The organism is Halopseudomonas nanhaiensis, from assembly GCF_020025155.1.
Classification (GTDB): Bacteria; Pseudomonadota; Gammaproteobacteria; order Pseudomonadales; family Pseudomonadaceae; genus Halopseudomonas; species Halopseudomonas nanhaiensis.
On sequence record NZ_CP073751.1, the window covers coordinates 277519 to 300281 of the forward strand.

At 56.0% G+C, this 22763-nt stretch carries 21 protein-coding genes; 15 read left to right on the forward strand and 6 right to left on the reverse strand.

The annotated features are described in order from the left end of the window. Window positions 1-9: 9 nt before the first annotated feature. Window positions 10-912, forward strand: coding sequence for a cation diffusion facilitator family transporter (locus KEM63_RS01290; protein WP_150302363.1), 903 nt, complete (start codon window positions 10-12; stop codon window positions 910-912). A 44-nt stretch (window positions 913-956) separates the two neighbouring features. Here the strand turns inward: KEM63_RS01290 and KEM63_RS01295 are convergent, their stop codons facing one another. From KEM63_RS01295 to KEM63_RS01305, 3 genes are all read right to left on the reverse strand, one after another. Then, window positions 957-2285 carry an OprD family porin gene (locus tag KEM63_RS01295; protein ID WP_150302362.1) on the reverse strand — a complete coding sequence of 443 codons (1329 nt, stop codon included), beginning with the start codon at window positions 2283-2285 and terminating at the stop codon, window positions 957-959. 410 nt (window positions 2286-2695) lie between these two features. Beyond that, window positions 2696-3229, reverse strand: a complete 534-nt coding sequence (locus tag KEM63_RS01300) for a hypothetical protein (protein WP_223654231.1) — start codon at window positions 3227-3229, stop codon at window positions 2696-2698. A gap of 178 nt (window positions 3230-3407) precedes the next feature. Next, window positions 3408-4523 (reverse strand): ATP-binding protein, encoded by a 1116-nt coding sequence (locus tag KEM63_RS01305; RefSeq protein ID WP_223654233.1) that lies wholly within the window; start codon window positions 4521-4523, stop codon window positions 3408-3410. A 212-nt stretch (window positions 4524-4735) separates the two neighbouring features. On the opposite strand from KEM63_RS01305, the gene KEM63_RS16930 reads away from it, so the two are divergent. Beyond that, window positions 4736-4864 carry a hypothetical protein gene (locus KEM63_RS16930; protein ID WP_267461151.1) on the forward strand — a complete coding sequence of 43 codons (129 nt, stop codon included), beginning with the start codon at window positions 4736-4738 and terminating at the stop codon, window positions 4862-4864. Window positions 4865-4948: 84 nt separating this feature from the next. Then, a complete protein-coding gene (locus tag KEM63_RS01310) occupies window positions 4949-5116 on the forward strand; it encodes a hypothetical protein (protein ID WP_223654234.1) in 168 nt (55 codons plus the stop codon). Window positions 5117-5888: 772 nt separating this feature from the next. Here the strand turns inward: KEM63_RS01310 and KEM63_RS16935 are convergent. Further along, complete coding sequence (locus KEM63_RS16935; protein WP_267461152.1) at window positions 5889-7277, reverse strand: CE1 family esterase; 1389 nt, start codon at window positions 7275-7277, stop codon at window positions 5889-5891. A 471-nt stretch (window positions 7278-7748) separates the two neighbouring features. Between KEM63_RS16935 and KEM63_RS01325 the strand changes: the two genes are divergently transcribed. The 12 genes from KEM63_RS01325 (at window position 7749) to KEM63_RS01380 (ending at window position 20671) form a co-directional block, all read left to right on the forward strand. Next, entirely contained in the window at window positions 7749-8597 is an 849-nt protein-coding gene (locus tag KEM63_RS01325) for an FkbM family methyltransferase (RefSeq protein WP_223654236.1), read from the forward strand. Further along, on the forward strand, window positions 8594-10534 hold the full coding sequence (locus KEM63_RS01330; RefSeq protein WP_223654238.1) for an LTA synthase family protein: 1941 nt from the start codon (window positions 8594-8596) through the stop codon (window positions 10532-10534). The genes KEM63_RS01325 and KEM63_RS01330 overlap by 4 nt, the downstream gene beginning before the upstream one ends. Before the next feature lie 2 nt (window positions 10535-10536). After that, window positions 10537-11844 (forward strand): sialidase family protein, encoded by a 1308-nt coding sequence (locus KEM63_RS01335; protein WP_223654239.1) that lies wholly within the window; start codon window positions 10537-10539, stop codon window positions 11842-11844. Beyond that, complete coding sequence (locus KEM63_RS01340) at window positions 11841-12437, forward strand: hypothetical protein (RefSeq protein WP_223654241.1); 597 nt, start codon at window positions 11841-11843, stop codon at window positions 12435-12437. The genes KEM63_RS01335 and KEM63_RS01340 overlap by 4 nt, the downstream gene beginning before the upstream one ends. A gap of 280 nt (window positions 12438-12717) precedes the next feature. After that, window positions 12718-14232 carry a sodium/proton antiporter NhaB gene (nhaB, locus tag KEM63_RS01345; protein ID WP_223654243.1) on the forward strand — a complete coding sequence of 505 codons (1515 nt, stop codon included), beginning with the start codon at window positions 12718-12720 and terminating at the stop codon, window positions 14230-14232. Window positions 14233-14269: 37 nt separating this feature from the next. Then, on the forward strand, window positions 14270-15763 hold the full coding sequence (locus KEM63_RS01350) for a SulP family inorganic anion transporter (RefSeq protein ID WP_223654245.1): 1494 nt from the start codon (window positions 14270-14272) through the stop codon (window positions 15761-15763). A gap of 23 nt (window positions 15764-15786) precedes the next feature. Continuing rightward, complete coding sequence (locus KEM63_RS01355) at window positions 15787-16644, forward strand: universal stress protein (RefSeq protein ID WP_223654247.1); 858 nt, start codon at window positions 15787-15789, stop codon at window positions 16642-16644. Window positions 16645-16651: 7 nt separating this feature from the next. Beyond that, complete coding sequence (locus tag KEM63_RS01360) at window positions 16652-16999, forward strand: TraR/DksA family transcriptional regulator (protein ID WP_223654249.1); 348 nt, start codon at window positions 16652-16654, stop codon at window positions 16997-16999. Between the two features lie 312 nt (window positions 17000-17311). Then, the gene (gene cfa, locus KEM63_RS01365) at window positions 17312-18397 is read left to right on the forward strand and encodes a cyclopropane fatty acyl phospholipid synthase (protein WP_423747845.1); all 1086 of its coding nucleotides are present in this window, start codon (window positions 17312-17314) and stop codon (window positions 18395-18397) included. Between the two features lie 10 nt (window positions 18398-18407). Beyond that, complete coding sequence (gene nqrM / locus KEM63_RS01370) at window positions 18408-18647, forward strand: (Na+)-NQR maturation NqrM (protein WP_223654253.1); 240 nt, start codon at window positions 18408-18410, stop codon at window positions 18645-18647. A 59-nt stretch (window positions 18648-18706) separates the two neighbouring features. Next, on the forward strand, window positions 18707-20101 hold the full coding sequence (sthA, locus tag KEM63_RS01375) for a Si-specific NAD(P)(+) transhydrogenase (RefSeq protein ID WP_223654255.1): 1395 nt from the start codon (window positions 18707-18709) through the stop codon (window positions 20099-20101). Between the two features lie 411 nt (window positions 20102-20512). Next, window positions 20513-20671: a hypothetical protein gene (locus KEM63_RS01380; protein WP_223654257.1), complete on the forward strand. Its 159-nt coding sequence runs from the start codon at window positions 20513-20515 to the stop codon at window positions 20669-20671. 151 nt (window positions 20672-20822) lie between these two features. Here KEM63_RS01380 and KEM63_RS01385 read toward each other — a convergent pair whose 3' ends face one another. Together KEM63_RS01385 and KEM63_RS01390 are read right to left on the reverse strand one after the other, a co-directional pair. After that, complete coding sequence (locus KEM63_RS01385; RefSeq protein ID WP_223654259.1) at window positions 20823-21839, reverse strand: acyltransferase family protein; 1017 nt, start codon at window positions 21837-21839, stop codon at window positions 20823-20825. A gap of 5 nt (window positions 21840-21844) precedes the next feature. Beyond that, complete coding sequence (locus KEM63_RS01390; protein WP_223654261.1) at window positions 21845-22528, reverse strand: haloacid dehalogenase type II; 684 nt, start codon at window positions 22526-22528, stop codon at window positions 21845-21847. Window positions 22529-22763: the final 235 nt, after the last annotated feature.

The following is a 22763-nucleotide window of genomic DNA, read 5'->3' on the forward strand; positions in this document are numbered from 1 at the left end:
GGAGGCGCGATGGGACATCAACACGTACATAATGAGCAGGCGGGGGACAAACGCGTTTGGTGGGCTGTCGTCGTCAATGTCGTTTTGACTGTCGTGCAAATCGTTGGGGGAATCCTGTCAGGGAGCCTCTCGCTGGTCGCCGATGCCATTCACAACCTGAGCGACGCCATCTCAATGGCGATCGCTTATATCGCTCGAAGAATAGCTAGACGGCCGGCAAGTGAAGACTGGACGTTTGGATACGTTCGAGCCGAGCTGATCGCCGCGCTCATCAACTATACCACCTTGATTGTAATCGGGTTGTATTTGGTGTACGAAGCGATATTTCGATTCATAGAACCGGAGCCGATTGAAGGATGGACCGTAGTAATCATTGCGGTTATAGCCTTGGTGGTTGATGCCATAACGGCCCTGCTGACTTTTAAATTATCCAAGTCCAGCATGAATATACGTGCTGCGTTCTTGCACAACGTATCCGACGCGCTGGGGTCTGTTGGGGTTATCGTGGCCGGCACGTTGATTATCCTGTTCGACTGGTACTTCATAGACCCGTTGATAACGTTGATGATCGCCGGCTACATACTCTGGCAGGCTTTTTCCGAGATTGGTGGTGCCATCCGGATACTCATGTCCGCTACGCCTTCCAATATCGACCCAAAAGCAGTCGTCTCCCGTTCGTTAGCGATACCAGGGGTTTGCGGAATCCATCACCTCCATATCTGGCCCATTGATGAGCATCGTATTTCAATAGAAGCGCATGTGGTCATAAAGGATGAATACATGACGCGCAGCGAGGATATCAAGGGTGAGATCAAGCAGATGTTGGCCAGCGTGTTTTCAGTAAAGCACGCTACCCTCGATGTGGAATCCCAGTCGAGAGAATGCAGCGGATCCAAGACTTTTGGGCACTAAAGGGCGCCTTTGTGGGCGCCCTTCTGAAGGGTTCAGCAATCGGCTTAAATAACGTCGAACGGATATTCTATAATTACCCTGACCTCATCGAGGTCAGACTCGAACGCCGTCGCTCGGGTTGTAGCCTGGCGTAGTCTAAAAGACAACCCTTGTAGTTGGCCGGTCTGTACGATATATCTGGCCTCGACGTTGCGCTCCCAGCGTTTTTGGTCCGTGAGCGGATTGCCGTCGGCGTCTTCTCGCATGTAGACCGCGTTAGCGTTCGAGTAATCTGCGTCTCGACCGGTAGCGTAGCGTGTCATGAACGACAAGCCCGGCACGCCATACTCACTCATATCTAAGTCATAACGAACCATCCACGACCTTTCCTTAGGTGAATTGAAGTCGCTGTACTGCAAGGAATGATCAAGGAAAATGGAGTCTGACTGCCGTAAGTAGTCGAAATCGTTGTCACCATGGTTGCGTTGATGCGATAGGGAAATGCTATGCGCGCCGGAGGCGACTCCTATTCTGGCGCTCCAAATGTCGGTATCAAACTCGCCGAGTAGATCTTTGCCTTGGTCAGTAGAGTTGTAGTAATTAAACCCGCCAAACAAAGACAACTTTTCCGATAAAGGCAATTCGCTCGCTACGCCTATGTACTTTTGATCCCAAGCGTCCTTCAAGCGACTTGTGTATAAGCTTAGTGCCAGAGCGGAGTCGTGGGAGTAATCACCACCGAAATATGCCACCCAGGGAGAGTCGACCGGTCCGGCATAGAAGGTCTCGAAATCGTCCAACATATTGCTACTGGTAGGCTGGCTCATGCCTGTGAGTCGGCCGCCTTGGACTGTCAAATTTTCGAGGCGAGTATGAACCAGCGTAACACCGCGGAAGCTTTCGGGCAGCAGGCGAGAATCACCATAGTGGACGACTGGTGTGGTCGGAAACACGTCTCCTGCTTGGACTACGGTGTCAAAAGCGCTCAGCTTAACAGCTGCCCCAAGCTTGGTGTACTCATCCATTGCTTCACCGTCGCTGTTGACTGGAAGCATGTCGAAAGAACTGTTTCCCCCGTTTCGCCCTTCAGAGGTGTCAAGCTTTAGACCCAGCATCGCGAAGGCATCCAGTCCGAAGCCGACTGTTCCTTGGGTGAAGCCAGACTCGAAGTTGGCTATCACCCCGTGAGCCCAAGCTTCAGAATAACCGGTCCCTTTCGGGCTAAACTGACCGTTACGGTCGTCTCGGTTGAAATAAAAATTTCTGTTAAGTACCGACAGGTCGCTTCCATCGACAAACCCACTGGCGACTAGCTCTTCTGCTGAGAGAGTCTGTGAATGAGCGGCTACGATGACAGATGCTGCAATTAGGGTAAAACTGATTTTTTTATTCATACTTTTTCTTGTCAATAGCGAGACATTTGGGTGCATGTTGAATCGTAGCTCCGCCTAAATATCGGGAACGTTGCGGGGAGATTACAATTCTGTCAGGACAGCACTGAATGATCAGGGTCCTGCGCGTTATTTCACTGTACGGTTTGACACCGAAGCGGCTGCAACGGTACTTAGGCATTTCGCTCTGGCTTGGTCCTCGTCTATCGGTGACCTGTAACGGGAGGCCTCGTTAACCGAGCGAAGGAAGGCGCAACATAGGCGGGCAAATAACCAGTCTAGGTAAACCCAACCGGATTGAACTCGATGGCATTGCTAGTCGATGTGAATGCTCCACGTCGGCTGAGCATCGTACGTGGCTTATCTTAGTCCAGCGTGGGTTGCCGCCAAACTGGGACTAGCACAGTGACGGTCTAGCGGAACCGATCGAGCATGTCCAACGCCTGCGCGCGGCTCAGCTTCATTTGGTTAATACTCAGCTCGTGCGAGGCCAGCAAAGTCGCCATATTTGCAAGTTTTCGGGCCAGACGCTCCCTTGGCCGATCAAAGGTCAATTCGCCTTCTTTGGCCACCCCTACGGTAGGGTTCTCGTCCAGAAACTCCCGGCCAGCCTGAATGTACAGGCGCAGCGCGTCAGCTTCCTGGGCATGGGCGCCAACCATGTGGTCGATGTAGGTCACGGTATCGCGTACGCCCTGTGCCAACGCTTCTGCATCGGCCAGCTGGGTTTCCAGCCGCTTTCGAGCGGTTTGGTACTGCACCTGACGTTCTACGGCTCCACCCAGAAAGCGATCAAGCGAGCCCGGTTTCTTGGCGATCTGCTCGGGCGAGGCTTTCGCCATTGATGACAGGACTTCAGCGATCAGCGAAGCCAGACCACTCACGGCGCCACGCTCCATCAGATCCGATAGATGGATGACGGTCTCCGAGCTTTTCCAGCGAGCCACCGTATTCGCCCAGCTTGGCTGGGTTAGCGAACAGCTCCGGTAGCACCTGCTTTTTGATCTGCTCAACTGATACTGCTGAAATGCTCATGCCGCTATGTCTCTTCTGTGAAATCGCATCTCGGGTATCGACCCGGGCGACAGATAGCTTGAGTCTGAATGAAGCAGGACAAAACCCAAGTCACTCACCCTGCACGTTATTGACGATCCAGTCGCCGAAGAAGGGGTCTTCTAACTCGTAACGGCCCTGAGCCACAGGGGCCAGATGAGTTTTTTTCCTCAGACGATTGACCGCGTTTTGGATAGTCGGAACGTCGATCTCACCCATCCCCAGCTCCTCGGCGATAAACGTCCGGGCCTCCTGGCTGTACATCCCTTGGGTGTTACCTGAGATAACCCACTGCAAAACAGCTCGATCAACCGGCTTCATCTCCGCCCAGGTAGCAAGGTATGCCTCATCCTGGTTGTTTTCTTCGAGGTATTGCTGAGTTGCGGCGCGAATGTCGGTGCCGCCTTTCAATATGAGCTGGTCGATGATCTGGCGATAGTCGAAAGGCACCTTCTTGATCATCTTGAATGCTGCCTGGCATTCGTTGAGGTCCAAGGTACGCCCCGTTGCTTCGTTGAAAGCCGCAGCCATGTGTTCCAGATAGGCGCGGCCGAACTCAGGGAGATCTATTTGCTGTGAGCTACTGAACAGCGGGGCATTGCGCTTGTTGAACAGCTTTGTGAGTCCGCTTCGACTGGAGCCGGTGTAAATCACTCGGACCCGTTGCCGGTTCGAGTCGATCAGTCCGCGCAGCGCGAAGACCAAGGGCTCGAACGCCTGACTGGTAGCCAGGTGCTGCACCTCGTCCAGAGCGAGCAAGACACGGCGGCCATCTGCAATCAGAGCGTCAAACATTTCCTGCACTGCATCGAGCTTCTGTGCGGGGTCCGCGCCGGCCACCTCGAGGCTCACCCCGCCTATTGGCGTATCAATCCCGCCACTTCGAAACTTGCCGAACCAGCCCTTTGCTTTGTCTTTGAATCGAGCCTGATTTCCGGCTTTCTGAAGCCCGATGATCATGCTGTCCACTGGGTCGTTCATGCGGTCCCAGAAGTTGACGTAGACGGTCAGGTAATCGCGTTGCTCCGCTGCCATAGGCAGCAGGTCGTCGAGCAGAAACTCGGTTTTGCCCATCCGGCGGGGAGCGAACAGGGTTAGAGCCGTGGTTGCGCCGACGTTGAAGCGGTCGAGCACCTGCTCGGCCAGGTCAGTACGCGCAAAGTGCCAATTGATTTGAGCTTCGGTCATAGGATTAGTGTCGGTTAGTAATCAGGTTTACTAAGTTAGTACATCGGCGTACTAAACACAACTAAAGCTGACGCGCCCCGGGCCCGCGGGGACGAATGGCAGATTCCGAATGATCGAGGTTGAGGCTGATCACGGCCGTTTTTTGACTGACGGGCCGTTGGGATTCTGGAGAGGGTGGTTATTCTGGTCGTAAACCAACGGGAGGAACGGCGATGAGCGCTGAAGGTGCACTTTTGAGGATCCAGGAAATATTATCAGGCCGGGAATGGTCCGCTGAGACGCCAGCCGAGATTGCACAAGTGATGGAAGCCGCCGGCTATGAAATCGAAGATATTGACTGATAGCATGGCCCAAAGCACCGGTCCAGACACTCCTAAGGAAATTGGCGCACCGCCGGGGCTAGGTAGAAAGGAGAACTACTCATTATGCCGCGCGGTACAACGACAATCGTCCTCAAGGGCAGTGCAATGGACGGGCGGGAGCTGCGCATTTTCCTGACCGACCGCTTTTGGCCGGAAGCGGACGGTTCGATTAAGCGTCGGATCCAGACAGTGCTTTACAGCAAAAGCACTGTTCGCTTTGGGGGCTTCTGACTCGGTGGCTTAGCGTCGACAGTCCGAGCACGCGCTTTACTTCAGCCCTGGCGCGCCAATGCGCCAATCGCCTAATCGGGGAAGGGGACAGCTCAATCGGAGCACCGGGCGCTTCGCTTCGTTCTACTCCGATACCGACAGACTCAGAAAAAGCGTGAATCAGCTGTGTCTTTCCGAGCGACGGCGTCGCAGATGAGATGGATGGTACTGATGAGCGGAACCCATACGAGTACAAAGAGTACACACAGTGTGGTGGCGAAAACTTTTCGAGCGCAATAAAGGTATTTCATGACCCTCCTATTTTGGGCTGGGTCGCATCGCAGAACGGAGCGCGAAACCAACCGTGCCGCTATTCAGTCGGATGCCCCGTGTGCTTTTGGCCACCACTGACTGCGCTGGTTCCGCTTTTAGCGTCCGTCGCTGCACGGCAGGGCCGAAGAGCGGCGATCGTCGGGTTCGGCAAACTTCGCCGACTGTCTTTCTCTCGTCGAGCCAATCCACGGTGGCGTGAATCGAAATTCCGCGCCCAGGTGAATCTGCCTTTCAAGCATGCGTGATAAAGCACGACCAGCCCCAAGAGCAATGAAATGGTCGAGAACAGCGGCGAGCTTATGTTCACGATTGCCGCAGCGGCAAATAGGAACCCTGCTATGATCCCGAACAGTACTGACCGCAGCAAATATCCCAATTCTCCTCCTCGCTACTCTAAAAGGCCTTTAATGGGCTCTGCGCGGCGGCTAAAGTTCAGCTCCTTCGCATCGCCTGCATCGACCTATTCCAACGAAAGGAAGAAATCCCAAACCTCACGAGGACCGAAATTCGGCCATTGGTGATGGTTGCTTCCCTGGCTGTAGGTGCACCAGCGAACAGGGAAGTCCGCTGCGCAGTTTGTGTATTCCACGCAATTGCCTTCCGAAGCGACCGGTTGTGTCTCCGGTCCGCACATATTCACATCCAACCAATAATCGCGAAGAGCCACACCCCCCGCTTCGTAGTCGATTGCGGAGTCCTCTGGATCGTGTGCTATCCAAGCAGCAGACATGTCTTCGCACATGTTCGGATCGACAACGGGGGCGCCAGCACCTGCTGCTGCGAAAGCCCGGACGTCCATGCCACGCTCACATGCCAGCCGTGCTGAAAAATAGCCGCCCATACTGAAACCCACGGTGTAAATACGCTGCTCGTCGACGCAGCTTTCTACTTTTGCCTCTTGCAGCATTGCATCGAAAAATTGCAGGTCGGCCGTCCCTTCAAGCTCCCATGTGGTGCCGCTCCCCCCATGCTTGTCTCCCACCGCACCCTGGTTGTCCATGGATAGTCCTTCGGGGTAGATCAAAATCGCGTCGTCCCCCATGGTCGAAGCGAGGTTGCCGTAATCCGTGTTTTGAAATTGACCATCACGGCCGCGACCGTGGAAACCGAACACCACCGGATAGGCCCTGTCCTGGTCGTAACCGGTAGGCAAGTCGACGGTATATTTTCTGCTCACTCCGTTGATCTGTAGGCTGTGTTCACCTTCGGCGAGCGGTTCGAAGCCACACCCCGCCGACGCATAAGGATATGGATTAAGAACTGGGTCGTCGGGCTCGCTGGGTGCCGGATCTTGCGGCTCGGTTGGAGTCGGCTCCTCAGGCTCAGTTGGAGTCGGTTCCTCGGGCTCGGTTGGGGTAGGCTCCTCAGGCTCGGTTGGAGTCGGCTCCTCGGGCTCGGTCGGAGTCGGTTCCTCGGGCTCGGTCGGAGTTGGTTCCTCCGGCTCGGTCGGATTAGGCTCTTCCGGCTCAGCGGGAGTCGGCTCTTCAGGCTCGGTCGGTACGGGTTCAGCAGGCTGCTCCTCAGGCTCCTGCTCCTCCGGATCAGGGTTGGTAGGAGTCAGTATAGGCCCAGGCGTGCTCGGATCGGCAGGGGATTCCTCCTCCTCCTCTTCTTCAGACTCTGGATCCTGCGGCTGCGGCCGAGGGGACGAAGGTCGGTTGGGAGGATTCTGCGGAGCCGTAGGGATGCCGGCATCTGGCGTATCAGTCGGTGGCGGAGTTTGCTCCTCTGGCGTCGGCGTCGGCGTCGGCGTCGGCTCTGCCTCTTCGCTGCTGCCACCCCCACCCCCACCGCCGCAACCCGCGCTCAGTAGCGCCATCAACACCCAACAGCCCAGTTTGGCTTTCATCCGCTCCTCCGTCTGTATCAAACCATCGTCAGCGCGCCGCAAACGCGGCATGACTTGGCGGAGAAGCAAAACAAGCGTAACTCGTCGGCCCGGAGCTAGTTTTTGACGCGCCTGATCGTCGCTCCGCTCCGCCAGGCATGCAGATGAGATATCCGTGGAGCCGAAAAGTGCAATCGGATCGCCAGCGAAATGTCAGTACCGGTTTTGGGTCGGCGTTTCCGCCAACGAAGCGGCGTTCGTGTTTCGAACCGTTTGAAATAATTTAATGCATCCACGCAGTGAACCTCGACAGGGGCTTTGGTAGAATCGCGGCTCTTCTCAACCGATCCCTGTTCTCAGATGGCCATTGGCGTAACCCCACCATAGCGCTCCATCCTCGCTCGCACTCGCCGGGCATCTCCTTTCGCATGCCAATTCCGTGACGTAGCGCGTTGAGTTGGTTTGAATCAGCACCATCTGAGAATACTAATCATGCGTGAACCGTTGATTGATCAGCGGCTGGTCGAGCATCGTAAGCATTTAATCAATGCACGCGGGCTCTCTGGCTGGCCGACTGATACCTCCGAAGATCTACTTCAAATCAAGCGGATAGGGCTCTGGCTAAAAGCCCTTAAAGAGCCGACCGTAGTCCAACATCCTTATTTACCGCTCTCCATGCGAGTGGATAGCGCATTCCCCCCCCGCCTGGCCTATTACTTTCTGGTCGGAGATTACGAACAATCGGATCTGGAGCTTATTTCGGAACATGTGGTCCCGGGCGACCGGGTACTTGAGCTAGGCGGAGGCGTTGGGGTAACTGCATCCTGGGCGGCGCGATGTAGCGGGCAGGCGATTGTCGTAGTCGAGCCCAACAGAGTGCTCCACGGTCAAATCGCGGTGAACATCGCGCTAAACGGTCAGGCCGGCCGTGTGGTAGATGGTATGGCCGTTTCAGATGCCCATACGACAGAATCCATCACCTTGGGCATCCATGAGGACTTCTGGTGGAGCGGAGCCCAGCGTGTCGATCAATTTATCAAACAAGTCGAATGCAAGGCGTTGAAAATCAGCGAGCTGCTCGCTCATCACAAGCCGAGCGTGCTAGTCGTCGATATTGAAGGACTAGAAACGACCCTCTTCCCCTGCCGTCTGAACCCAGAGCTGCGCCTTATTCTCGTTGAGATCCACACCCCGGATATAGGTGATCGCAGCACTGTGGAAGTAATTAACGCCATCTCCGAGATGGGGCTGAAGCTATCACGTGTCCGCGCCCATAGTTGGTTGTTTCGTCGCGAAACACGCGAGGTGCTTTCCGGTCGCTCTAGCGGAGCTGATGAATGAAGCTCTCCGCCACAAAGCTTTCCACTAACCTTCGTAACATAATAGGTCTTTATTTGGTCGGAGTGGGGTTGTGCGTTCTTCTACGCGCGGCACTTCTCTGGCTGTACCCGGAGTTTTTCGCCGGCATCTCGCCGAGCCAAGCGGGGCGCGCTTTTCTAATCGGCTTGCGCTTCGATTTGGCAATCATCACCCAGCTCTGCTCGATCCCGCTATTGGCTTTGTTGTTGCCGTTTCGCTTTGCTGGTCACCCTACGTGGCGACGCTTTTGGATGATTCTGGCAATGCTTCCGCTGGCCACGCTGTTGATATTAGGGGTGGTCAGTGCCACTTTCTTCGGTGAGGTTCAGCGCCACATCGGTGCAGAACTGATGTTCATGGTAAATGACTGGCCTTTCGTCATTGACCTACTAATCACATCACGGCGAGAGGAGTTCATCAGCGTCTCCGTACTGTTGGTGCTGGGGGCGTTGGGGTGGTTGAAGCTGGTCACGCGGGAGACCCGCTACCCAAGGCAATCGGGGCGCCGCCAGGCCTGGGTGACCTTCGTTCTGGCACTGCCAGTTCTTTTGGTGTTCGCTCGGGGATTTGTGCTGGACGGCAAGCCGCTGAACGTGGTGGACGCTCATGCGTTAGGCGACGCCCGCCTAGGAAATCTCGCAATGAATGCGGCTTTCTCGGTTATTCATACGAGTCGTAATCTGGACGAGGCGCTGCATAGCTCGATAACACCCGAGCAAGCGAATGCGCTGCGAGACCAGCTGGGTATAAGCCGGCCGAACCCATTCCTGCGACACTACACCACCGACAAAAAAACGACGCCCAACATAGTTCTGGTCATCTTGGAAAGTTGGAGTAACGAGTATATTGACGGGCTATCAGGCAGTGATCTCGGGGTAACGCCTAATATGGATCGCTTGCTTGCGGAGTCCCAAGTTTACTCCAATCATTACGCCGCAGCCCAGCGGAGCATCCAAAGCATTCAGGCCATCCTTACTGGCGTACCGGTGTTGCCTGGTCAGCCTCGTCTGTCCGAAGGACTTGAACAGATGGATATGTCAAGAATCGGCAACTTGGCAGCTGATCGAGGATATCGCAGTGTATTTGTGCAATCATCCACCCGCCGGTCCTTTCGCATGGATTCCGTTGCGGCAAGCCTCGGATTCTCTGAGTACTATGGCCAGGAAGACATCCCTTTGAAGATGGATTACCCACAGGCGACTCCTCGCTTCGGATGGGACCACGAAACGCTCCAGTTTTTCCATCAGCGCCTCGATGATCTAGCTGACTCCGGGCCGTTTTTCGGAGTGGTGTTTACCGGGACGACACATGAGCCATTTGCTGATCCTGGCGAACGGTTCCATCGCTATCCCCATGACGCGCGGAGCGAGCATGGATACCTGAACACGCTCGCCTATTCCGATTGGGCGCTGGGTGAGTTCATCGCCAAAGCGCGTCGAGAGCCCTGGTATGAGAATACGATATTCGTCATCACCTCGGACCATGTACTGCGGGCCAGCGCGGAAAGTCTGCGGAGCCGTTTCCGCGTGCCATTGTTGATCCATGCCTCCCACCTGATCGAACCGGGTCAATCGGCCAAGCTTGTTTCGCACTATGACATTCTCCCAACGTTAGCCGATTTGATGGGGGTGGAGCAGCCGTTTGTAGCTTTCGGTGAGTCGGTTTTTCGAGACGAGCATCCCGACGAGGCGTGGGTGAACCATGGTGAAATGGTCGGTTTGTTACGCAGTGACACGGAGATTTCTTTCGTGCCTTCGAGGGTTTCTGACAACTTGGCTGCGCTTACTCAGCATTCGGAGCAAGCATCGCTCTGGCAGCGGGCCGCTTTAATCACCCATCTTGTCATCGAGAAAATGAACCTGAATAAGTGGACGCTCGGTATCGAATCCCTGCGAGCCTTGACGACCGAAGGAAAGTGAAGATGAAAATGTTGAACGTTCGCTGCGCGATTGCCATAGGCATGGTAGGCGTATTCGCAGCCGCATGGTGGACCGCACCAGACTATGAAATGTCGCCCTTCAATGTTACCGAGGCAGCAGCTGGCAATGCGGCTGCTTACCACGGGCGCGTTGTCACTTTATCGATCGAGCCGCAGCCGAAATACGAGCAGCGTTTCGCATCGTCGGATCTGGATGAGTTTGTCCATTCGCCGTCGCTGACCACTCTACCTGAGGGCGGCCTGATGGCCGTCTGGTTCGCTGGTTCGCGTGAAGGTGCTTCGGATGTGGAGATACGGGTTTCGCGCTTTCGTCCAGAAACTGGCTGGGCCGACGAGACGACCATGGTGACGCGCGAGCAGACCCGCCGTGCAATTGGAAAGCCTGTCCGCAAGCTGGGCAATCCGGTGATTGCGCTGGCCCCGGATAATCGGCTTTGGCTGTTTTATGTCTCGGTCTCCCTTGGCGGCTGGGCAGGTAGTGCCATCAACAGCATGGTCTCCGAGGATTTCGGCGAGACGTGGTCAGAGCCCAAACAGCTCGTGACGTCACCATTCATCAATATCAGCACATTGGTTCGCGCTGCTCCGGTGTTTCACGCTGACGGATCCATCGGTCTGCCGGTTTATCACGAGTTCCTCGGCAAATTCCCCGAGTATCTCTACTTGAGCGCTGATGGACGGGTGCAGGACAAGTTTCGTATCGCTGACGGAAAAAGTTCGCTACAGCCCACTGTCGTGCCCCTCGACGGCAAGCGAGCAATCGCATTGCTGCGGTATGCCGGGCGCGGAAATGTGCTGGCTGCGGTGACCGAGGATGCTGGGCGAACCTGGAGCGATGAACGGCCTGTGAGCCCTTCGAATCCCAATAGCTCGCTCGCGGCAGTCCGCTCTCATCGTGGCACGCTGTTGGTCGCCCAGAATAATCTTAAGGATGGGCGCTTCCGCCTCAGTCTGGATGAGGCCACGCCGAGCCTTAGTACCTGGAAGTTGTTGACTAACCTGGATGCTTCGCCTGATGAGCAGGGCGATTCGATCCCTTGGGAAGCGTACGAGCCCATGATCATTGCAAAGTTCATGACGTCCAGCGGCAAGCGTAAGCAGACGCTAGTCGATGAGTTCCTTGAACAAATGGACTGGCGGCATTGCCAGGCGAACCGCTGCGTATTCGAATATGAATATCCGTACATGATTGGCGCCGGGGATGGCTCCTTTCACTTGGTGTATGCGTGGAACAACAGTTTCATTAAGCATGTCACCTTCAATACCGACTGGCTGGAGGCGCAGCAATGATCCTAACATCATGGGTTGCCTACCTGTCCTTCGCGTTGCTTCTGTTCCTGCTGTTGCCGCTTTCGGGCCTTTCGAAAGCTAAGCAGTTGATGGCTTTAGTCCTATGTCTGGTCATCGGAGCCATCCCTTTGCCAACTGGTTTGCCGCTTGCCGGTTACATGCGAGCGCTAACTGGCGACCTCGCCATCACCACGATCGTTTGGCTGGGGTTTGTGAGCGTTGTGCGTGCCGGCATGATCGGACCGCTAACAATGCTTCAACGGACGCAGACCGTGGCGGTATTCGCCTCTGCCGGCCTGGCGCTGTATCCGGCTGCGCTAGGATTGGGGATGCTTGATCCATACAGTTATGGCTATGCTCCGCAACTGATGATCGCTTTGACAGGGTTGGTCGGGATTGCGGCGCTAATGCTTGGCAACTGGTTGCTGGTCGCCGCCCTCACGTTAGCTACGGTCGCCTATAGCCTGGAGCTGAAAAGCTCGCTCAATTACTGGGATTATCTAGTAGATCCCTTTCTCGTCGTCTACGCCTGCTTCTGGCTGATCCTGATGGCAGCGAGACCGGATCGGTGGAGCGCTGAAAGAGCAGCATGACCCTCAACTGAGCCGCGCAGCGATAGCGTACCGCTACTGGATATGCTAAAGTGCGCGTCTCTCGAATTACTTCGTTGCCTAAATATAGATGCATCTTCCCAGTGGCGTGACGCCGCCATAGTTATCTGATCCTCGGCCACTCGGCCCCCCTTGCACATGCAGTTGTGCATCTCCCTGCGCGTAAAAACAACAACAAGACGCTTCGCTGAACCAAGTAACTGGTTTGGATAGCGTCTTGCTGCGTTTGGCCTCGGCCGAACCGATAGCCACGGATCAGATCTTGGATAGTCAGTCGTCGTCTCTCACCAGTGCCTTTGCGCACAATTTTTTGGGTAACGCTCCGACCTGGTACAAGCAGGTCGTCATCGTTTTCTTACTCCTCAATCCGCTCTGTCTCTGGGGGCTTGGTCCTTACGTGACGGGCTGGCTCCTCGTCGCAGAGTTCATCTTCACTTTGGCGATGGCGCTGAAATGCTATCCGTTGTTGCCAGGTGGTCTTTTGGCTGTCGAAGCGCTCATCATCGGCATGGCCTCGCCCGAGGCTCTATACGCCGAAATGCTTCTGAATTTCCCGGTCATCCTCCTCTTGATGTTCATGGTGGCCGGTATCTACTTCATGAAGAACCTTCTGCTGCTGGTTTTCACGCGGATTCTTCTGGGGGTGCGTTCCAAGTCTTCGTTGGGCCTGTTGTTCTGTCTGACGGCGGCTGTGTTGTCGGCATTTCTCGACGCGCTGACCGTGACCGCCGTCATCATCAGTGTTGCGGTTGGCTTCTACTCGGTCTATCACAAGGTCGCGTCAGAACCGCATAAGACCCAGGCAGACAAGGCCGTTCATCCGGATGATGAGCCGCTGGAACTTCACCGCAACGACCTTGAAGTGTTTCGTGCCTTCCTGCGGAGTCTGTTGATGCATGGTGCTATCGGCACCGCGCTTGGCGGCGTATGTACATTGGTGGGGGAGCCCCAGAACCTGTTGATCGCCAAGACGGCAGGCTGGGACTTCGTAGGATTCTTTCTTCGCATGGCTCCAGTCAGTCTTCCTGTGCTTGGAGCCGGCTTGCTGACGTGTGTTCTGTTGGAGAAGGCGGGAGCTTTCGGCTACGGGGCGAAGATTCCTCGCAACGTGCGCCGAGTGCTGGAAACCTACGCGGTCGAGGAGCAACGCAAGCGGGGGAAGATTCAGCAGGCGCAGCTCATCGTTCAAGCCACCGCAGCGATCGTACTGGTTCTTGGTCTGGCCTTTCATGTGGCAGAGGTCGGTCTGATCGGGCTGCTGGTGATCATTTTGATGACCAGCTTCAATGGCGTGACCGATGAACATCAGATCGGTAAGGCGTTTCAGGAAGCTTTGCCTTTCACAGCCCTGCTTGTGGTGTTCTTCGCCATCGTCGCGGTGATCCATCAACAGCATCTGTTCAGCCCGATCATCGCGATGGTGTTGGCTCTTCCCATGGCCGAGCAACCCGGTATGTTTTTTCTGGCTAACGGCCTGTTGTCCATGGTCAGCGATAACGTATTCGTCGCGACTGTATATATAAGTGAGATAAAGCAAGCGCTCGATGCCGGCCAGATCACCCGTGAGCACTTCGATTCGCTGGCCGTCGCGATCAATACCGGCACCAATCTCCCAAGCGTAGCGACACCCAACGGGCAAGCGGCGTTTCTCTTTCTTTTGACCTCCGCCATAGCGCCACTGGTGCGCCTGTCTTACGGGCGCATGGTGTTCATGGCGTTGCCCTACACGATCGTTCTCGGTGTGGTGGGCTACATCGCGGTAGTGAACTGGGTGTGAGCCCCCTCTGCCAACCGATTCTCAAACTGGACATAGCATGACTTATCTACAAACTATCAAGCACGACTGGTTCTCGAACATACGCGGCGATCTTTTGGCGGGCATCGTCGTGGCCCTGGCGCTTATTCCCGAGGCAATTGCCTTTTCCATCATCGCCGGGGTGGACCCGCGCGTCGGCCTTTACGCGTCGTTCTGCATAGCCGTAGTGATAGCCTTCACAGGTGGCAGGCCGGGTATGATCTCAGCTGCCACGGGCGCCATGGCACTGCTGATGGTTACGCTGGTTCGTGATCATGGGCTGGAGTATCTGCTGGCTGCGACCATTTTCTGCGGCGTGCTGCAGGTCATCGCCGGCTACCTCAAGCTGGGGTCACTGATGCGCTTCGTCTCCCGCTCGGTGGTGACCGGCTTCGTCAACGCCCTGGCAATACTCATCTTCATGGCACAGCTGCCCGAGTTGACCAACGTCACATGGCATGTTTACGCCATGACAGCGGGCGGGCTAGCGATCATCTATTTGTTCCCCTATGTGCCGAAGATAGGGCGAGCGATTCCGTCCCCGCTCGTGTGCATTGTCGTATTGACAGTCCTGGCAGCGTACCTGGGTCTGGACATTCGCACTGTTGGCGATATGGGCGAGCTACCTAGCACACTCCCGGTATTCCTCTTGCCGCAAATTCCGCTGACCTTCGAAACACTGATGATCATTTTCCCATATTCGGCCGCACTGGCCGTTGTCGGGCTACTGGAGTCGATGATGACGGCAACCATCATCGATGATTTGACCGACTCGCCCAGCGACAAGAACCGGGAGTGCAAGGGGCAGGGTACAGCCAATATCGTTTCCGGCTTCTTTGGCGGCATGGCTGGCTGCGCGATGATTGGCCAGTCGATCATCAATATCAAATCGGGTGGGCGTACGCGCTTGTCTTCCCTGGCTTCCGGCGTGTTTCTGCTGGTGATGGTGGTATTCCTTGGCGATTATCTCTCGCAGATCCCCATGGCGGCATTGGTTGCGGTGATGATCATGGTGGCGATTGGTACTTTCAGCTGGGATTCGCTGCGCAACCTGAAGAAGCATCCCCTATCGACCAACATCGTCATGGTGGCGACCGTCGTCGTTGTGGTTGCTACTCACAACCTGGCCTACGGCGTATTGGTTGGCGTATTGCTCGCGGCCATGTTCTTCGCAAACAAGCTGGGGCATTACATGCACATCAGCAGCGAGGCTGACGTAGCCGGACGCGAGCGCACCTACACTGTGGTAGGCCAGGTCTTCTTCAGTTCTTCCGACAAATTCGTCGACGCGTTCGACTTCAAGGAAGCCATCGAACACGTGGTGATCGATCTGAGCCGAGCTCATTTCTGGGATATTACCGCTGTGGCCGCCCTCGACAAGGTGGTCATCAAGTTTCGTCGAGAAGGCACCGAGGTCGACATCATCGGGATGAACCAGGCCAGTGCGACCATCGTCGATCGCTTCGGTGTGCATGATAAGCCTGACGCCGTTGACAAGCTCATGAGCCACTAACGCGCCACCGCAAGGAGAACACCATGACTGATACAACAGTAATTGGATGCATCGACGGGTCGGACTCTTCCGCGACGGTGTGCGACTACGCGACCTGGGCGAGCATCCGACTGCAAGCACCGCTTGTGCTATTGCATGCGCTAGATCACGAAGAGTTCCAGACTCCGCGCGACCTGTCCGGGAATATCGGACTCGGTAGTCGGGAGCATTTGCTGGTTGAGCTTGCAGAACTCGATGCTCGGCGTAGCAAGTTGATGCTCGAACAAGGGCGCCTGATGCTCGAAGCCGCAGGCGAGCGGGCGCGCAGCAACGGCGCTTCGCAGCCGCTGCTCAGACAAAGACACGGCGGTTTCGTGGAGACCGTCCGCGATCTGGAAGGCGAAACGCGTTTGTTGGTGATCGGACGTCAGGGCGAAGAGGGCGACTCGATGGGTCAGCACGTAGGCACTCATCTGGAAAGCATAATCCGTACCTTACACCGGCCGATTTTGGTGACGACTCGCCAATTTGTGAAGCCACGCAGCGTCATGCTTGCCTTCGATAACGGACCTAGCACGCGCAAAGGCATTGAGATGATCGCTCGCAGCCCACTGTTTCAGGGAATGACCGTTCACCTTGTGATGGTGGGCCCGGACACCAATGATGCCTGGGAGTCGGTACACGCAGCTAGGGCGCAGCTGGAGCGGGCGGGCTTCGATGTCATTGCCGCGATTCGGTCCGGAGATGTGGAGAACACCCTGCTTGACTATGAGGAAGAACAGGGTGTGGACATGATCGTCATGGGTGCGTACGGGCATTCTCGCATTCGTCAGTTCTTTGTTGGCAGTACCACCACCAACTTGCTGAGCAGAACCCTGCGCCCCCTACTGCTAATCCGCTGAGACAGCTATGGACGCCACTCTCAAAGCCGAACTCAAAGCGCTCATCCTTCAGCGTATCGAAGAGCTAGAGCCCTCCGTTGATGCCAGGGCGCAGCGCAGTGAGAACGTTGAGTTGGACCAGGCAAAGGTAGGTCGGCTTTCGAGAATGGATGCTTTGCAGCAACAGGCCATGCACGACGCAACGCAAGCGAGATCAAGAAACCAGTTGCTGCGTTTGCAGCATGCGCTCGCGCGGCTCGACCAGGACGATTACGGCTACTGCTCTGAGTGCGACGAGGAAATTGCCTCTGGGCGGCTGCGTATTGATCCGGCAGTGGGCCTATGCGTCGAGTGCGCAAGCAAGCTGCAGCCCTGAGGCACGCTAATAAGTTGGTCAGATCGCAAAGACACAGGACGGAAAACCACGTGCTTAACGGAATCACTCCACCTTAACGCTCCGAAGATTTCGATGCCGCCGCCCGCTTCCGGTCAGTTGCTTGGGCCATTGGCATCGGCCGCCCCCGCGCAGGGCGGCATTTTCTTATCGAGAGCCGGCGTGACGCATTACTGAATACGCGGCTCTCTTCGAAAACGATAACAGGAGCTTGCCATGTCTTTCTTTACGGAACATCCAACACAGCCTCGTGCGCGGCTCGACGACAGCCCGCTTCATCGCACTGTCCAGTCGATGCTGGAACGCGCCGATATCCAGCTCAATGGTTCCAGACCATGGGACATGCAACTCAATCGTTCGGGTGTGCCTGAACAAGCCCTTTCGAAGGGTAACCTTGGGTTGGGTGAGGCGTATATGGATGGCGATTGGGATTGCGATCAGCTGGACGAGTTTTTCTATCGTTTGCTCGATGCGCGACTCGATCAGGACGTTAAACCTTTACGCCTGGTCATTCACAGCCTTCGTGCACGCCTGCTCAACCTCCAGACGATGCGCCGCGCCTGGCAGGTCGGCGAGTTGCATTATGATCTTGGCAATGATTTCTACGCCGCCATGCTCGACAAGCGCATGACCTATACATGTGGCTATTGGCGCAATGCCGAGACGCTTGAACAGGCGCAGGAGCACAAGCTCGATTTGATCTGCCGAAAATTGGGACTTAAGCCCGGTATGCGTGTTCTCGATATCGGCTGCGGGTGGGGCAGCTTCATGAGCTACGCTGCCGAGCACTACGGAGTGGAATGCGTTGGGGTCACCATATCCAGTGAGCAGGCCGCCTGGGTCAAGGCCCGCTATCCACATCTACCGCTCGATTTCCGTCTGATGGATTATCGGGAGTTGGACGAACGCTTCGATCGGATTGCGAGCGTCGGCATGTTCGAGCATGTGGGACGAAAAAACCATCGGGAGTTCATGGAGGTCGCGCATCGCTGTCTCGCCGACGGCGGTTTATTTCTGCTGCATACGATAGGCAAGAACAACCGACAGTCCGCGCCGGACCCATGGCTCGACAAGTACATCTTCCCAAACGGTGACCTTCCGGCGATTGGGCAGATAGGTGACGCCGTGGACGGGCTATTTGTAGTCGAGGACCTGCACAACTTTGGTGCTGACTACGACCGGACCCTGATGGCCTGGCATGAAAATTTTGAACGAGAGTGGCCGGCGTTCGCCAATCAGCTGGGCGGGCGCTTTTACAGAATGTGGCGTTATTACTTACTTTCCTGCGCTGGAGCGTTCAGAGCGAGGGATATCCAGCTGTGGCAGTGGGTCTTGTCCAAAGAAGGAGTGGACGGCGGGTACAAACGCATTTCCTGCTAAGGAGTAGATTATGGTGTGGCTTCTGGCTTTTCTGTTGATGGCTCTGGTTGTTGCCGGGATGGCCGTCGGCGTGATGATGGGACGCAAGCCTATCGCAGGTTCGTGCGGCGGTATCGGCATGCTCGGTATCGAAAAGAGCTGCTCGATATGTGGTGGCAACCCGAGCAAGTGCCAGGAAAACAGCGACGACTCCGAGCAGGACGAAGGTGGCCGCAGGGATTTGGCCTACGACGCTACCATGGTCGACTAGGCGGTAGCGGCTCTACCGACACATGCAAGCATTCCCCCAGTGAGACAAGGAACCAGAGAATGGCCGTATACAACTATGACGTAGTGGTGCTGGGCTCAGGCCCGGCAGGCGAAGGAGCCGCGATGAATGCAGCCAAGCATGGGCGCAAAGTGGCCGTTGTCGAGGCCAGTCCGGCGGTCGGAGGTCATGCCACTCACCTGGGTACCATCCCGTCAAAGGCGTTGCGCTACGCGGTCAAGCAGATCATCAACTACAACACCAATCCGATGTTCCGGTCGATTGGGGATCCGCGCTGGTTTCCTTTCCCCGAGGTACTGAAAAGCGCCGAGAAGGTCCTGCACAAGCAGGTCGCTTCGCGCACCAGCTACTACGCGCGCAACCGGGTGGATGTCTTCTTTGGTCGTGGTAGTTTTGCCGATGAGAACACGATCGAGGTGATCAGTCATTCGGGCGCCGTCGAGAAGCTGATTGGCAAGGAAATCATCATTGCAACCGGTTCTCGTCCCTATCGGCCGGCAGATGTCGACTTCAACCACCCGCGCATCTACGACAGCGATACCATCCTGCGGCTAAACCACACGCCGCGCACCATGATCATCTACGGTGCGGGCGTGATCGGCTCGGAATATGCGTCGATATTCTGTGGCCTGGGTGTGAAGGTCGATTTGATTAACAATCGGGATCGCTTGCTCAGCTTCCTTGACGATGAGATTTCAGACGCCTTGAGCTATCACCTTCGCAACAATGCAGTGCTGATTCGTCATAACGAAGAGTACGAGAAGGTCGAAGGTTCCGGTAACAGCGTGCTGTTGCATCTGAAGTCAGGCAAGAAGGTGAAGGCCGACGCATTTCTCTGGTGCAACGGCCGAACGGGTAATACCGACGGGCTTGGGCTGGAGAACATCGGATTGAAGGCGAACGGTCGGGGCCAGCTGTCGGTGGACGAAAACTACCGTACGCAGGTGCCCAACATTTATGCGGTCGGTGACGTCATTGGCTGGCCGAGTCTGGCTAGTGCAGCCTTCGATCAGGGGCGTTCGGCAGCCGGCAATATCGTCAGTAACGACGCCTGGCGATTCGTCGATGATGTGCCGACAGGCATTTATACGATTCCCGAGATCAGTTCTCTGGGCAAGACGGAGCGTGAGCTTACCGAGGAGAAGGTGCCCTACGAGGTGGGCCAGGCGTTCTTCAAGAACATGGCGCGGGCCCAGATCAGTAATGAGCCGGTCGGTATGCTCAAGCTACTGTTTCACCGCGATACGCTTGAAGTGTTGGGCATCCACTGCTTCGGCGACCAGGCTGCGGAAATCGTCCACATTGGCCAGGCGATCATGAATCAGAAAGGGGAGGCCAACACCATGAAGTACTTCGTCAACACGACGTTCAACTACCCGACCATGGCCGAAGCTTACCGAGTTGCAGCGCTGGATGGGTTGAATCGCCTCTTCTAATCCAATTCGGCCCGGTACGTGACAACCGGGCTCTGGTGTATCAGGCCGATGCCAGGGTTCGTACAGCCAGAGCTGGCACGTCGGTATGATGCTGTCGATACCCATATCGGCGAGCTGTGTGTTGAATTACCTCGCTCTCATCCTCGTTGTGCGCTTGGGCGTTGAATAGTGAGTCACCATCAGCTGACGGTCGGATGATAATGAGGCAAAGCTCAACGCGAGTGTCCGAGAGCCAAGGAAACCGCTCTTTGATCACGCCACCTTTCCTTTCGTAGAAACGATGAGGGCTGCTCAAAATCTGATTTGTACCGACGGCCCCCGCTTCGTCACCCTTCCAAAAAAAACGAGGAGAGAGGCAACTGATGCCAGTCGAACTGCGGGTTGAGATGTATTGCCGAACGCCGGACGCTCATGCGTCGTCTTCCCGGATGTACTGAATGGAGCGCGACACCCGAGGCTGGATTGTTGACCAACCCCGACCCGAGCGACTTCTACCGGCGCGCTGCGGGTTACATTGGTAGCCTCGCTGCCAAGGGGGTGAAGATTCACTACCGTGACGCCCAGCCGTGAAGCATCATCGTTGGATCTGTCAAAGCATTACAACCAGCGTCCCGTCTCGACCCCGCAACGTGCCTGCCTTGACTGAGCCATGATGCAGCGCTTAACCGAATGCGCCACCTTGCCCCAACCGTGCCACGGCAGCGCTACGCCACCTGATCGGTTAGGCACGCTTCTCAATAGGCTTCGTTTGTGGGTACAGATTTTCTGCCGAAAACATAACGTCCACCAAGAAGGAGCGATGGCGAAGCCAAACGACGCCCAAACATACTGCGAAAACGACAGCGAGATAAGCAGGATAAAGGTACAGAGGATTTACTTCGGTACGCTCGATGAGTAGCGGGATGGCGATACCCACCGGCACGTGGACCATGTAGAGAACTAGCGAGTTGCGACCGAGATACGCCAACGCGGGTGCGACTCGGTACCGCTCGGCACGCTTCGTTAGGCTGATCAGGATAGGAAGGGCAGCGCCTGCCACTATGCAATAAGTCAGGTTATGTTTGGCCATTGGAACCAGGCCAAGCACCACGCCAAGCATGCTCACCGAAATGATCGCAAGACCACCCCAGATCAATCTCTTCTCGTGCTGGTCTATCCATTCGCTGAAATGGGAAGTCCGGTTGGCGAACGCCCCCGCGATAAAGAACATGAACAGCGCCGTGAAGTACTCATGGCCCGCCGGATAGCCGACTAGATACAGCGTGACAGCAACCAGGGCGGACACCACCAACCCTGCCTTGAAAAGAAAGTATCCGAGAACATAGTAAATGGCCAGGTAGTGCAAAAACCACAAATGATGCCAAGGGTCGTAAACCAGTGCCTTGAACAGATTGATCTCTGAAGGCAACCCAAGCACGACTTCGCGCGCCTCATAAAGCAGATAAAGGACCAGCGTCCAGAACACAAACGGATAAATCAGGTTATTGAGCTTGCCTAGCGCGTAACGCCTCGGTCCCTTCTCGATGGAGCCAGCCAGGAGCATACCGGAGAGAAAGAACAACACCGGCATGCGGAGCGGGCCAACGAGTTCGCCAGCATATTTCAGCCCGGCAAAAGCCTCCGGGTATTTCTCATACATGTAGACGGTACAGTGGTACACGATGACAAGAAAAATGGCGACGCCTCGCAGCATGTCCATCCACTGCATTCTTGCTTGATGTGGTCCGTCACTGGCCATGAATGTCACTCCGAGTCAGTAGTAAAAAGTCTATCAATCAGGCCGGCCAGATCGTCCGCATCAAGCTCAGGCTTGGTCATCACCCCGGGAAACGAGCGACCTTTTCTGCGCAAGAAGCCGGTTCGCATCCCCGCCGCGCTCGCTCCGTGAATATCCCACCCGTGCGCGGCGATGAGCATCATTGCGCCAGGCTCCACGCCGCAACGCTGCGCGCAGTGCCGATACACTTCCTTTCTTGGTTTCCAGAGCTTCACTTCATCAACAGAGATGACCAGCTCCACGTATTGGCTGAGCCCCGCTCGGTCCAACAGCTTGCGGGTTACGTCTTCACTACCATTGGTCAGCGTGACCAATCGAATGCCGCTTTCCGCGAGGCGGGCCATTGACGGCGCCACGTCAGGGTACGCGTCGAGCGCCGCGAAGGTTCCGATGATCCCGGCGACCTGGTCTTCGTTTAGGAGACGACCGTTGGCACTCGCTACGCTCTTAAGCGAGTCGATAGCCACCTCCCGGAACGGCTGATAACTGCCCGTCGCGCTCAAGGCGAACGCGTTACGAAGCAGCTGGGCGAACCAGGTTTCCAGTGCATGACCGGGCACATCAGCTTCCTCAAGCTTCGCCCTGAGCGGTTCAAGCGCAAACAGCGTTTCGATTACATCGAAGACGACAACCGCTGGCTGTACGGGCATAGCGTTCTCCTAATGGGGCTGGCTTGTGGACGCCTGCTTGCGAACTGTCTCGACGAGGAGGTGAAGCTCCTCGGCGATTTCCTCCGGATGATCTTCCGGTGCTTTTTACCTTGAAGACACTTTAGCTAAGCATTTCGATGAGCGGGCGGTCCATTCCCGGCTATCTGGTCCGCGGCGGCCCTCGTGAAGCTCAGGCTTCGTCATTTCTCCGAGGAAACGGTGGCCGCCTATTCCG

Excerpts from the sequence above, each read along its gene's own strand:
- KEM63_RS01290 (WP_150302363.1), top strand. The coding sequence starts at position 10 with ATGGGACATCAACACGTACATAATGAGCAGGCGGGGGACAAACGCGTT.
- KEM63_RS01295 (WP_150302362.1), bottom strand. The coding sequence starts at position 2,285 with ATGAATAAAAAAATCAGTTTTACCCTAATTGCAGCATCTGTCATCGTA.
- KEM63_RS01305 (WP_223654233.1), bottom strand. The coding sequence starts at position 4,523 with ATGACCGAAGCTCAAATCAATTGGCACTTTGCGCGTACTGACCTGGCC.
- KEM63_RS16930 (WP_267461151.1), top strand. The coding sequence starts at position 4,736 with ATGAGCGCTGAAGGTGCACTTTTGAGGATCCAGGAAATATTATCAGGC.
- KEM63_RS01310 (WP_223654234.1), top strand. The coding sequence starts at position 4,949 with ATGCCGCGCGGTACAACGACAATCGTCCTCAAGGGCAGTGCAATGGAC.
- KEM63_RS16935 (WP_267461152.1), bottom strand. The coding sequence starts at position 7,277 with ATGAAAGCCAAACTGGGCTGTTGGGTGTTGATGGCGCTACTGAGCGCG.
- KEM63_RS01325 (WP_223654236.1), top strand. The coding sequence starts at position 7,749 with ATGCGTGAACCGTTGATTGATCAGCGGCTGGTCGAGCATCGTAAGCAT.
- KEM63_RS01330 (WP_223654238.1), top strand. The coding sequence starts at position 8,594 with ATGAAGCTCTCCGCCACAAAGCTTTCCACTAACCTTCGTAACATAATA.
- KEM63_RS01335 (WP_223654239.1), top strand. The coding sequence starts at position 10,537 with ATGAAAATGTTGAACGTTCGCTGCGCGATTGCCATAGGCATGGTAGGC.
- KEM63_RS01340 (WP_223654241.1), top strand. The coding sequence starts at position 11,841 with ATGATCCTAACATCATGGGTTGCCTACCTGTCCTTCGCGTTGCTTCTG.
- KEM63_RS01350 (WP_223654245.1), top strand. The coding sequence starts at position 14,270 with ATGACTTATCTACAAACTATCAAGCACGACTGGTTCTCGAACATACGC.
- KEM63_RS01355 (WP_223654247.1), top strand. The coding sequence starts at position 15,787 with ATGACTGATACAACAGTAATTGGATGCATCGACGGGTCGGACTCTTCC.
- KEM63_RS01360 (WP_223654249.1), top strand. The coding sequence starts at position 16,652 with ATGGACGCCACTCTCAAAGCCGAACTCAAAGCGCTCATCCTTCAGCGT.
- cfa (WP_423747845.1), top strand. The coding sequence starts at position 17,312 with ATGCTGGAACGCGCCGATATCCAGCTCAATGGTTCCAGACCATGGGAC.
- nqrM (WP_223654253.1), top strand. The coding sequence starts at position 18,408 with ATGGTGTGGCTTCTGGCTTTTCTGTTGATGGCTCTGGTTGTTGCCGGG.
- sthA (WP_223654255.1), top strand. The coding sequence starts at position 18,707 with ATGGCCGTATACAACTATGACGTAGTGGTGCTGGGCTCAGGCCCGGCA.
- KEM63_RS01380 (WP_223654257.1), top strand. The coding sequence starts at position 20,513 with ATGCGTCGTCTTCCCGGATGTACTGAATGGAGCGCGACACCCGAGGCT.
- KEM63_RS01385 (WP_223654259.1), bottom strand. The coding sequence starts at position 21,839 with ATGGCCAGTGACGGACCACATCAAGCAAGAATGCAGTGGATGGACATG.
- KEM63_RS01390 (WP_223654261.1), bottom strand. The coding sequence starts at position 22,528 with ATGCCCGTACAGCCAGCGGTTGTCGTCTTCGATGTAATCGAAACGCTG.